The sequence below is a fragment of the Paenibacillus sp. Y916 genome (assembly GCF_056786435.1).
On sequence record NZ_JBXCJA010000012.1, the window covers coordinates 47,766 to 59,357 of the forward strand.

General features: G+C 42.4%; 9 protein-coding genes and 1 pseudogene. 2 read left to right on the forward strand and 8 right to left on the reverse strand.

What is annotated here, in order from left to right:
- Nucleotides 1–231: 231 nt before the first annotated feature.
- From AC1TO9_RS19920 to AC1TO9_RS19940, 5 genes and pseudogenes are all read right to left on the reverse strand, one after another.
- The gene (locus tag AC1TO9_RS19920; RefSeq protein WP_482056993.1) at nucleotides 232–1,152 is read right to left on the reverse strand and encodes a DegV family protein; all 921 of its coding nucleotides are present in this window, start codon (nucleotides 1,150–1,152) and stop codon (nucleotides 232–234) included.
- Between the two features lie 374 nt (nucleotides 1,153–1,526).
- On the reverse strand, nucleotides 1,527–2,003 hold the full coding sequence (locus tag AC1TO9_RS19925) for a GNAT family N-acetyltransferase (RefSeq protein ID WP_482056994.1): 477 nt from the start codon (nucleotides 2,001–2,003) through the stop codon (nucleotides 1,527–1,529).
- 332 nt (nucleotides 2,004–2,335) lie between these two features.
- A pseudogene (locus tag AC1TO9_RS19930) lies at nucleotides 2,336–2,773 on the reverse strand (M48 family metallopeptidase); the annotation flags it as partial.
- 39 nt (nucleotides 2,774–2,812) lie between these two features.
- On the reverse strand, nucleotides 2,813–4,207 hold the full coding sequence (locus AC1TO9_RS19935) for an MATE family efflux transporter (RefSeq protein WP_482056995.1): 1,395 nt from the start codon (nucleotides 4,205–4,207) through the stop codon (nucleotides 2,813–2,815).
- A 193-nt stretch (nucleotides 4,208–4,400) separates the two neighbouring features.
- Nucleotides 4,401–4,766 (reverse strand): hypothetical protein, encoded by a 366-nt coding sequence (locus AC1TO9_RS19940; protein ID WP_482056996.1) that lies wholly within the window; start codon nucleotides 4,764–4,766, stop codon nucleotides 4,401–4,403.
- A gap of 346 nt (nucleotides 4,767–5,112) precedes the next feature.
- Here AC1TO9_RS19940 and AC1TO9_RS19945 point away from each other — a divergent pair, with 346 nt between their 5' ends.
- The gene (locus AC1TO9_RS19945) at nucleotides 5,113–6,882 is read left to right on the forward strand and encodes an ABC transporter ATP-binding protein (RefSeq protein ID WP_482060280.1); all 1,770 of its coding nucleotides are present in this window, start codon (nucleotides 5,113–5,115) and stop codon (nucleotides 6,880–6,882) included.
- Nucleotides 6,875–8,650 (forward strand): ABC transporter ATP-binding protein, encoded by a 1,776-nt coding sequence (locus AC1TO9_RS19950; protein WP_482060281.1) that lies wholly within the window; start codon nucleotides 6,875–6,877, stop codon nucleotides 8,648–8,650. The genes AC1TO9_RS19945 and AC1TO9_RS19950 overlap by 8 nt, the downstream gene beginning before the upstream one ends.
- A gap of 106 nt (nucleotides 8,651–8,756) precedes the next feature.
- Here AC1TO9_RS19950 and yaaA read toward each other — a convergent pair whose 3' ends face one another.
- The 3 genes from yaaA to AC1TO9_RS19965 form a co-directional block, all read right to left on the reverse strand.
- Nucleotides 8,757–9,509, reverse strand: a complete 753-nt coding sequence (yaaA, locus tag AC1TO9_RS19955; RefSeq protein ID WP_482056999.1) for a peroxide stress protein YaaA — start codon at nucleotides 9,507–9,509, stop codon at nucleotides 8,757–8,759.
- Between the two features lie 128 nt (nucleotides 9,510–9,637).
- On the reverse strand, nucleotides 9,638–10,207 hold the full coding sequence (locus AC1TO9_RS19960; RefSeq protein ID WP_482060282.1) for an SF0329 family protein: 570 nt from the start codon (nucleotides 10,205–10,207) through the stop codon (nucleotides 9,638–9,640).
- Nucleotides 10,208–10,372: 165 nt separating this feature from the next.
- Nucleotides 10,373–11,542 (reverse strand): DUF4317 domain-containing protein, encoded by a 1,170-nt coding sequence (locus tag AC1TO9_RS19965; protein WP_482060283.1) that lies wholly within the window; start codon nucleotides 11,540–11,542, stop codon nucleotides 10,373–10,375.
- Nucleotides 11,543–11,592 lie beyond the last annotated feature (50 nt).

Sequence of the window (11,592 nt, forward strand, 5' to 3'; positions counted from 1 at the left end):
ATATGCCCCAAGGGAGACATTTCTCTAATAAAATGAACGTAAAATAGATCAAATATAATCAATGGAAGAGATTTGATGCTGAAATCAGTAGACATATTTATCCCTGACACTCATCGTTGGCTTCTCTTCACGCACTATAAAAGCTCCGTCCCTATCTCGTTATTTATATTATTTGAAAAAAAAACAAAAAACAGTGACCACCTGTCACTATTGATAGGTGGTCACCGCATATTATCTATTTCTTATTTTATTCATAAATTCATTGATGAACAAACCATCTCTCTTATGTCCCTTCTCAATAAAGAACATAGATACTGCGCCTAATCCTACATGAGTTCCTACGGCTACCCCCATTTGCATCAACAATATTTCCCCTAAATATTCTGTTTCTTCTCTAATCTTGTCCATTAACTTCTCGGCAATCGTTCTTTCAGAAGTATAACCTATGATGATGAAATCCGTGACTTCCCAATCGATCCTATGGGTGAACTCTTTCACATAATGATTTAATACTGCTTTTAATCCTCTTTCTTTAGCTACTATAGCGCCTTTTCCATTTCTCATAGACATGATTGGCTTGATCTTTAGTATCCTACCTATTAAGGCACTAGCATTTGTAAGCCTGCCACTTTTAATCAAATGATTTAGGTCATCCACACAGAGGAAATGTTTCACATTTTTTTTATAAGCTTCATTAAAATCTATTAATTCTTCAAAGCTAAATCCTTTCTCTCTCAACATAGCAGATTTCAAGATTAACCATCCACTACCTTGGCTCATCGATTTGGAATCCACTACATGAATTAGTATTGATGAGTCGGGATGTTCATCGAAGAAGATATCTTTAGCAATGACAGCGGATTGATAAGATCCACTTGTACCACTTGACATACAAATACATAGTATCGTTGTATGCCCTTCTTCTATGGCATCTCTCATTATTTTCAAATATTCTGATGGATTTGGCATCGATGTCGTGGGGTCTTCTTCAAGATTACCGAGGATAGCATAGAAATCATCTGCTTTAATATCTATTTTATCTCTGTATTCTTTCCCCTGTATCCTTATCGTTAATGGTGCAATACCAATGTTATATTTCTCAATGATTTCTTCCGTCAAATCACAAGTTGAGTCAGCCATAATCTTAATCATCTTTAATTCCTCCAAAGAAAAAGAAGCAGGGACGCCATTTACGTTCCCTACTTCTCATTTATTATGATGATGTGTATTCTATTTTTTTATCGTCTATCTAAGACTATCTTAGTTGGTTACTTCCCGCCAATGAAGTTTGTCACTAAATGTCGATTAGCGTCTTACTGACTTCCTGCATTTTTCTGAATGAGCAATATCTGTCCCGCATATGAAACCGTCCTTGAACCGCTTGCCATATCGGTAATACAGTTGATAATGACATATACATTTACCTCCTCGAAAACTTCTACTCCATGTTATGTACTTTATTCGTTCACAACATCTTTTTTCTTATCCACAACAACATGATTGCTATTTACACCGCTTATATTGACTTAATAATATGTCATCCACATCGTACTCCCCACCACCTCAAAGCCTTGTTTGAACCAGAAGTTCCGGGATTTATCTAAAGTATATACGTATATTTTTTTGTTAGGATACTTCACTTTAAGCCAGTTTATGAAAAATGCTGCATAACCCTTACGTTCAAATTCCTTGAGAACATCTAGCGCTTCTATAAAAATAAAATCTGTTTTATTTTTAATATCAATATAGAAGTCCTTTTCTAAATATCTTTCATCTTCACGGAAATAATCTTGTTCCGCCTTTTGAATTAACTGTTTCCCATTATTGTATTCCCAAATGACGCCATAGCCGACCATAAGATCGTTAGCTTCAATGACGTATAGTTCTTCAGGTATATCCGCGGTTTGCTTCTTACTCAATTCCCCTGCATGATATCCCGACTTCAATTCACTTAATATCGATTGCATTTCTTGATCAAATGGTTTTGCAGTAATTGTAGGCATTTTCTATCTCCTTTTGCTAGTTCTAGCGTGTATAAGAGTAACTTATTAGATACCTGCCGTCAAACTATACCCAACAGGTTCACTAAATCCACCGGAATTTCTCTTTAGCTAATTTTTGCGACTCTATAACAAGGGTGACATTTTTACTATACTAGGATAAATACATCTACTTTCATTACAATTATATCGAGGATACTGAAAAATTTATGATATTAATTTACTAAGTTTAATGAACATAAATAAAGTCGAAATTCCATTCAATTTTGAATGGAATTTCGACTTTATTTTATTCTCTATCTCATTTACTTTTAGCTAGATACACAGGGTCATTCTTAAAATGTCATAGAATGCCCGTACTGCGCTAGAAACTCTTCCTTCTTCTTGTAATCCGGCATAACACTTCCAAGACGTCGCCAGAATGATCTATCATGATTCATATGGAGAAGATGGCATAGCTCATGGATAACGACATAATCTATTACTTCAATGGGTGCCATCGCAAGAAGATAATTGAAAGTTAGCTTTTTACTCGAACTGCAACTCCCCCACTTCGTTCTAGACTCCACAATCTCAACCGTTTTAGGCTTGACTCCCAGTTTTACTTGATATATTTTGATTCGTTCCCCTACAATTTTCTTGCAGCTGGAGAAATAGAACTTCTTCAGATTCCTTTTGAGTTCCTCTTCATCTAAATCACCAGTTTCTATTAATTCATGAAGAGCATATTCTTTTCCCATATGAAGAAATGTTCCGTTATCATTATATTCCCTTTTGTTTGTCATCATTTACGTAAAGAACCCCTATCTATTTTAAATCAACTTATGGGCATACCACTTATCGCCCTTAAAGCGCCATGCAAAGATCATTCCACGAATGCCCCATTCGGAAACCATCGCCACCCATACACCCATAATACCGAAACCAAGTGTAATTCCTAAAAAATAACCTAGTATCACGCGGAACAACCACATCGATAGCAAAGAAGTAATCGACGTAAACTTTGAATCCCCTGCTGCACGTAATGCTGAAGGCATAACAAAGCTGAATGACCATAATATAGGTTGTGCAATCGACATTAATACAATAAGTGCGAATATCGCAGGAATAATCTCTTCCGGCGGAGAGAACAATCTAACGATCAATGGGAATAATGGCAGAATAATGAGCGTTACGGCCACGAAGAATACCGTAGACAATCCGATAAAGGATTTAATAAACTTCCTTGCATCCTGCACGTTTTTTCGCCCAATACATTGCCCGACAACCGTTACAATCGAAATGCTCAGGGCCGTTCCGCCAATTTGAAATAACAGCGATATGGATCCACTGATCGCATTCACCGTCATCGCTAGCGTCCCCAATTGCACAATGAACGTCTGCGTTAATAGTTTACCACCATTGAAAAACATCTGTTCTGCAGCAAATGGAATACCGATGTACATAATTTTCTTTAGAATTGAAAAGTTAAGCCGTAGCGCGTTTCTTATTTTGAAGCGTAGCGTCTGATTATATTTTAACAAATAGATTAACGAACTAACCATTCCCAATACTCTCGCTAGAATCATAGAGATCACTAATCCGATGACGCCCATATCAAAAACTACAATAAATAAGATATTTAAACATAAGTAAGTGATATTCATAATTAACGATAAGCCCAGACATACCTTGGTCTCTGCGATACCCCGAAGTACGCCATTCACCGCCTGAAATATCGCCATGAATGGATACGAGATACAACTTCCGATGAGGAAAATCTTTGCATTGCGGAACACTTCTGCCTCAGCATTACCAAATAACAAATTTAAGGTAGGTGCGTGAAACAAGATAACGAACGCACTGATCAGTATAGACAGTATCGTCACCGCAGATATGGCTTGTGAAGCCGCTTTGGATACCATCTCTTTATTCCCACTACCTTTATATTGCGCAACAATAACTGTACCACCTGTCGCTACAGCGACAAACACATTAATCAAGAAAATATTCAGCGAATCTACCATACTCACCGCACTGACAGCAGCAACCCCCGAGGAGCTTATCATCGCAGTATTCAGTAGACCCATCAATATAATAAACGCTTGATCCACAAATATGGGAATAACGATAGCGATAATTTGTTTATAATCAATCGAATCCCCTGTAAAATATTTATTCAACAAAAAGACTGTTCTTTTTTGTATATTGGACCCTATACTATTCATTACTCATCACTTCTTTGGTTGTATTCTGTCTAAAGACATCATTCATCGGCGAACTACTTCGTCACATTATACCACTCCATACAAGGATGTGCTGTGAAGAGTATTGCACACAAAAAGACGAACCGCGATTACTCGGCAGTCCGTCTTTGCTTAAAGGGTTCATTTTCATTTCGCCCCGCTTGGTGGGAATTGGTCACTTTTTATCCACTTGAAGCAGAGTTATGTTCTTAACTGAAAATGTATCTCTAATGCTGTCTTCCGAGATGACATTCAGTTTGATCAAGCTCGCGATTTTGGAGGTGTCTGGCTTGGAGAGCATACGCCACACTTCTGGATCAGGCAATGATTCGTAAAGCTTCTTATCATCGTATTCCTTCCGCTCTTGGCGGACAATCTTCACTTTATAAATCCCGAACTCAAGATCAGAAACGTCCTGTTCAACACAATAATTCATGATCTCACTCCGCAGTACCGCGAGTTCTTGCTCTATCTCTTTGTGCTTCTGCTTCAGTTGATAGTATCGCTTTACTTTCTTGTCCACTTTATTCACCCTCCTCATTACATGTTTATGCTGAGGAAGGTATGCTATGCCATCTAAGTAACGACACCCTTTATGTTAGCCAGCATTACCTATCCCACTTGTTCAAAAAAGATCTAGGCGACTCTTAGCCGAAAGTAATTCTCCAGTCCATGAAGTCGCCTCCCGAGTTGGTGATAACAATGATAAATACTTCTCCATGTTATTTAAAAAGGAAATCGGTCAAACAACCAAATGAGTTCCGGAATGAAGGAAAAATATTACTTCACATTGCCCATTAAAGTGGTATAATCACTTTAATTTGTTGAATATGTAGAAAACTTTTTTTCAACAAGAGTGTACTAACAAACAGAAATCAGGTGATCAAATGTTCGAACTGAAATGGCTATGGCAAAACCTGCAGGGTGACAGAACGCGGTATATTCTGGCGCTTTTCCTCTCGGTGGTGGGCTCCGCGCTCATGATCGTGAATCCCTACATAGGTCAACGCATTGTCGATACGTTCATAGCCAACGATAACGGGGTGCACAATTTAACACAAGAGCGTGGACTGCTGATTACGCTCTGCATGGCCATGATAGGCTTTACCTTACTACGTACGGGGCTAGCCTATCTCACAACGATGATGTACGAGCGTTCCTCCCAGAACATGCTCTATCGCGTCCGCATTCATCTGTACAACAAGATTCAGGGTCAGGATATGCATTATTACGACCATAACCGCACCGGAGACCTCATGACCAAAATGACAGGCGATCTGGACATGGTGCGGCACTCCATGGCATGGATTATCAAGACGATCATCGAATCGCTCGCGATCTTCATCGCCGCTGTCATCTATTTCTTCACCATCGATGCGCAGTTGACGTTGTGGCTTCTCATTTTGTCACCCCCGATCTTCATCGTCGCTTATATCTTTGCGAAGCGAGTACGCCCTATGTATACTGACCTGCGTGAACGGCTGTCGCAGCTTAACACCACAACGCAGGAGAACATCTCGGGCAATCGAGTTGTCAAGGCTTTCGCACGCGAGGAGTACGAGGTCGAGAAGTTCACGGATAAGAATATTAGCTATGCCAAGGCTAACAAGACGGCCGCACTGGTCTGGCTCGATTACTTTCCTTACCTAGAGACTCTTGCGCAAGCCTTCAATGTCATCTTAATGCTGGTGGGTGGTCTGTTTGTCATGAATGGCCGGATCACTTTTGGTGAATTCGCTGCCTTCTCTGCGTTGATCTGGGCCATTTCCAACCCAATGCGTAACATCGGTATCATTATCAACGATATTCAGCGCTTTTTTGCCAGCTTGACCAAAATTATTGAAGTTTATTACGCGCATCCAAGTATCGTCAACGAGCATAATCCTGTCGACAAACGCCGTTATAATGGCCACATAGAGTTTGACCATATCAGCTTCAAATACGACGGAGTAACTGTTCTGCACGATGTCAGCTTCACTGTGGAACCGGGTGAAACCGTCGCCATCATGGGTTCAACTGGTGCGGGCAAAACAACACTCGTCAATCTGATTCCACGTTTCTATGATGTGTCGCAGGGACGGGTACTGGTCGACGGCATCGACGTACGTGAACTTGAGCTCGACGAGCTCCGTGGTAATATTGGCATTGCAACACAGGATGTTCTGTTGTTCTCAGATACGATTGATGGCAATATCTCCTATGGCAACCCTGAACTTTCTGAAGAGGAAACGAAAGAATATGCCCGGCTTGCCGCCGCGCACGAATTTATCATGAAAATGCCTGAAGGATATGACACGATTGTAGGAGAACGCGGTGTTGGCCTGTCCGGTGGGCAGAAGCAGCGTATCGCGCTCGCTCGTGCCTTAGCGGTTCACAGTCCAATTCTGATTCTGGACGACACGACCTCCGCCGTCGATCTAGAAACCGAGGAGCATATTCAGAAGAGTCTGCGCGAGCTAGACTACTCTTGCACGAAGATCATCATCGCTCAGCGCGTATCTACTACCGCAGAGGCTGACCGTATCCTCATTCTCGAAGATGGACGTCTCATCGAGGAGGGAACTCACGCTCAGTTGCTAGCAAAGCGGGGTTATTATTACGAAGTGTTTAAGCTACAGAACGAGGGTATTGAAAGGCAGGTGACCGATCATGGCTAGGAATAAATTCGACATCGATGAAGATCTGGAATCGCCATTTGATATAAGGCACTTTCGGCGTGCGTTAGTCTACATCAAGGGTCAGAAAAAACCGATGATTGTTGCGTTTGTGCTGAGCGCACTGTCAGCAGCCATTGCGTTGTCAGCGCCACTCATCATGCGTCACGTCGTCGACGTGACCATCCCGACGAAGGCTGCTCTCCCACTGGTAGGATGGTCAGCGCTCATGCTGGTGACCATTGTAGTCAGCGTTTACTTAGCAACAATCCGCTCGCGTATCATGACGAGCGTCGGTCAGGACATTATTTTTGAGATCCGTACGGATCTGTTCAAGCATTTACAGGAACTACCGTTCAAATATTACGATGACCGCCCGCAGGGCAAAATTCTCATCCGGGTCGTCAACTATGTTAACTCGGTATCGGATGTGTTATCCAACGGTATTATCAACTTCATTCTTGAAATTGTGAATCTGATCTTTATTGCTGCTTTTATGTTTGCCGTAGATGTTCGGCTCTCGCTCGTCATTCTCGCGGGACTGCCCGTCTTCCTCGCCATCATGCTGATGATTAAGACCCGGCAGCGGCGGGCATGGCAGGCGGTATCCAACAAGAGTTCCAATATGAACGCTTATTTGCAGGAGAGTATCAGTGGTATCCGCGTGACGCAAATCTTCTCCCGGGAGCAACGCAATGAGGGCATCTTTACTCGCCTATCTAGCAATTACCGGACAGAATGGATGCGTGCCCTGCGATATAACGCCTTAATCCCGTTTAGCGTCGACAACTTGGCTACCATTGTCTCTACATCAATTTATCTGGTAGGATTGCTCGCCCTTAACCCGAAAGATGTGACCTTTGGTGTCATTCTCGCGATGGGAGCCTACGCTTTTCGCTTCTGGCAACCGATTCTGAATCTCTCGAATCTGTACAATAGCTTCATTAACGCCGTAGCTTATCTCGAGCGTATTTTCGAAACACTTGATGAACCGGTAACTGTCAGTGATGTGCCAGATGCGAAGGAACTACCACCTATCCGGGGTAATGTGACCTTCGATAAGGTTACCTTTGCATATGATCCGGGTAACAACATTCTCGAGAACCTTGCCTTCGACATTAAGGCGGGAGAAAGCATCGCCCTGGTGGGTCCGACGGGCGCAGGTAAAACAACGATAGTGAACCTGATCTCGCGCTTTTACAACATTACGGATGGTACAATCTTAATTGATGGACATGACATCTCGCAGGTGACGCTGAAATCACTACGAAGCCAAATGGGTATTATGCTGCAGGATAGCTTTATTTTCTCAGGTACGATTCTTGAAAATATTCGTTACGGCCGGCTCGATGCCACAGAAGAAGAAATCATCGCTGCCGCGAAGACAGTATGTGCCGACGAGTTCATCCGTGAGTTTGAACAGGGCTACCAGACGGAGGTCAATGAGCGCGGCTCGAAGCTATCACAGGGACAACGTCAGCTTATCTCGTTCGCACGGACACTCTTGGCCGACCCGCGCATTCTCATCCTGGATGAAGCCACCTCGTCGATTGACGCCAAGACCGAGCGGTTACTTCAGCAGGGTTTGAACGAACTGCTGAAGGGACGGACCTCATTCATCATTGCACACCGTCTATCCACCGTAAAAAACTGCGACCGCATTATGTATGTTTCCGATAAAGGCATCGCAGAGTGCGGCTCGCACGATGAGCTTATCGCACAACGGGGCCTTTATCACCGGCTCTACACTGCGCAGAAGATGGAAGCTTAATTGAACAAGCACCAAAAGAGCTCAGGCCTATTTGCAGCCTGAGCTTTTTTAGTGCTTTTCTTATTTTAAAAATAGTAAAACTAATCTATCACATGTTCTACTTACTCTATTCATTTTGTTTTTGTATAAACACATACGTACTCTCATCCGACAGCTCGTCAGCAAAGTTTAAATTTAACCCATCAAAACCTTTGATATCCTCCACAGAGGTGATTTGCCGCTCGGCCATGAAGCGTACCATTTCACCTCTGGCCATCTTGACCAGTGTCGATCTCTCAACCACCTTACCGCCGATTTCCTGTCCGAATACACAGCTAATCATTCGAACGTTTCCACCAACATACGGGGAGATGCACTTGCTGTATTCCTTAGAGGCCAGATTCAGAATGATCTCACTCTCTGAACATAGCTGATCCGCTAGCTTTCTGTTCCATAACTCGTAGATATTGCCGAAACCAGGTCCGCTAAGCTTTGCCTGCATCTCCAGCCTGTACGAAACAACTCCGTCAAATGGTCGGACGATTCCATAGAATCCGGACAATATGCGTAAATGCTGCTGAAGATATTCCAGCTCCTCCATTTGAAGTATCCCAGGTGCCATGTATTGGTACTGGATACCCTCATAAGAAAAGATAGCCGGTGTAAGATTCCGCGTGACATCCATATCCCGAATCCGCTCCACATTCAGCGTGGCGATGGCGTCATTGCATTTCCATAACGATTTGGATTCTTCATAATTCAACTTTTGTAATAAGGCCAGAAGAGTCTGCGTCTCACTGATGAATTGCGGCATCTGGCGGCAATCGAAGGAATCCGTGTCCCTCTTCATCTTCTTAGCAGGCGAAATAATGATTCTCATGATGCACCCTTTTCTTACCCCCGCGGGGAAATTAAATGTACCCTTATCCTATCACACTTAAGCATCGCAGGCGTTGAATATGATGAAACGAGCGATCCCACCGTCGTCACTTCACCCGACATTTATTATCATAACGTACTAAGTCGTAGTTCATAGAAATACTGCACAATTGGATGCTTTAACTTCATCCTCTCGGTCATGTTTAGAATTCGTTTTTTGCCAACTCGTCTGTCCACCAAAGCCAGAATATTTAATAAAATATCATTGCTCTCTAAACTTTCCTCTATTGGAGTGGATAAATACTTGGTAGCGACCACGTTAAAGTTTGATCTACTTAATGCTGACTGTGCTGATATAAGCTCCTTGGCATGTTCTGATATTTTGCGACTTCTTGCCATTACTTTTAGACGATCCTCCGGAACTTTCCCATTGGTATCTATTCTAACCGCTTCAATTTCTTCATTGCTGATAGGAATTTGGATATCTGAATCATTCTTAATCTCTAGTTCCGTCTGATACCATCTGATTAAGTTAGTTATATCACTCATATTAAGTACGTTCTTTTTATCTACCGCAATATAACAAATTCCTGCTTTATCAGATAAATAACGGTAGCTAGTTGAACGGTATTCGACCCTTCCATTTAACGCTGGACAAAGAAAACTCTCCATTTGTTGCTTCAATTTGGTCCAGGACATATATCCTCCTATTGTTTATATTATAAATACCTAAATATACTTAAACCCTCTTGATATAAAAACAGAGGAGAAGGCTTGATGGATCTGGGCTTGTCCCAATATCCATTCATCCAAATCCTCAAATTGATCACGTCTTTATTCCATTTTTAGCACGATCAAACAAATCTATAATGTCTCTGTACTGAGCGTAAATCCTTCGATTACTGCATCTTCGTCGATCTCAATCATGATGCAGCGTTTCCCTTGATAATTTACCTGTCTTACATACTTTAAATCCTGCGGGCTAACCGAAATCGAGGCTACCTTGGTATCGATTTTAATTGATTTTGAAGTGAATTTCGGCATAACGCTGCTTGCCTTCATTTCATAGTTCCGATCGTCGACGATCGTTTGGAATGCGAGTTCCACTTTTTCCGGAGTCACGTTCTCTACGCCGCTTACTGTCAGCACGCGTTCCACATCTTTATAATCCAACTTCGGAGGTTCTTCCTCATCTTTGTTGGTTTCGATTACTTGGTGGATCTCCTCGTACACCTGTGCGAGAGTGGCTACGTCGAGTTGTTCACCCGCCACTTCCTTCACAATGTCTTCGAAAATAGCCCTCTCTTCCATTGCCGTCATAGATCTTTCGGCATTTAAAACCTGTCCGATGAAGTGCGGATCTGGATAATTCGATTTGGCCGTACAATACAGAATGCGGTTCACATCCGAATAGTTATCAGTCACGCTAGGGTAAAAGAATCCTTCCTCCGGTGTACTTAACTTGATAATCGGATCTACAATGACATTGTACTTAAATTCCCGCTCGACATAATCGAACAAGAGCGTTTTCTTTTGCTTCTCCGTGGTATTCACGCTGCATAGAATGAACGGATGCGCGAACAGTTCGTCTTTCCCGGTCTCTTCGGCTTCTTCATTTCTGCCCTTGGTCTGCCGGAAATACTGTCCGCGAACGAACGTGACTACTGTATCCTGTTCATACTTAACATCCACCAACATTTTATCCACCAACAGCAGCATCAGGTCCTTCCATTCTTCAGGATCGCCTGTCGTCAAACCTTGGTGAAGCAGCACCCGCGTTGGCTCCACTGCTTCTTCCTCCTGAAATTTCAATTCGAACAACTTCTGATCCAATTCGCCGGTCAGCAGTTTTTTGAAATTCCCCATATGCAGCTCTTGCTTCTCTCGATCCACCAGAGCAAACGCCTGGCGCTCCCAATGATAGACCTCGTTACTATCCTTCATAATATACACGTTGAGAATGTCGTTTATATTCATCATATCGTGATCCAGCTTAAACTGCTTGCGTATATGCGCGACTTCTTTCTTTATCATGATTCGTTATACAACTCCTATGAAGTAAATTGGTCTTATTAGTATAAACT

Coding starts and splice junctions, on each gene's coding strand:
- AC1TO9_RS19945 (WP_482060280.1), top strand. CDS start 5,113: ATGTTCGAACTGAAATGGCTATGGCAAAACCTGCAGGGTGACAGAACG.
- AC1TO9_RS19935 (WP_482056995.1), bottom strand. CDS start 4,207: ATGAATAGTATAGGGTCCAATATACAAAAAAGAACAGTCTTTTTGTTG.
- AC1TO9_RS19920 (WP_482056993.1), bottom strand. CDS start 1,152: ATGATTAAGATTATGGCTGACTCAACTTGTGATTTGACGGAAGAAATC.
- AC1TO9_RS19925 (WP_482056994.1), bottom strand. CDS start 2,003: ATGCCTACAATTACTGCAAAACCATTTGATCAAGAAATGCAATCGATA.
- AC1TO9_RS19940 (WP_482056996.1), bottom strand. CDS start 4,766: ATGAGGAGGGTGAATAAAGTGGACAAGAAAGTAAAGCGATACTATCAA.
- yaaA (WP_482056999.1), bottom strand. CDS start 9,509: ATGAGAATCATTATTTCGCCTGCTAAGAAGATGAAGAGGGACACGGAT.
- AC1TO9_RS19965 (WP_482060283.1), bottom strand. CDS start 11,542: ATGATAAAGAAAGAAGTCGCGCATATACGCAAGCAGTTTAAGCTGGAT.
- AC1TO9_RS19950 (WP_482060281.1), top strand. CDS start 6,875: ATGGCTAGGAATAAATTCGACATCGATGAAGATCTGGAATCGCCATTT.
- AC1TO9_RS19960 (WP_482060282.1), bottom strand. CDS start 10,207: ATGTCCTGGACCAAATTGAAGCAACAAATGGAGAGTTTTCTTTGTCCA.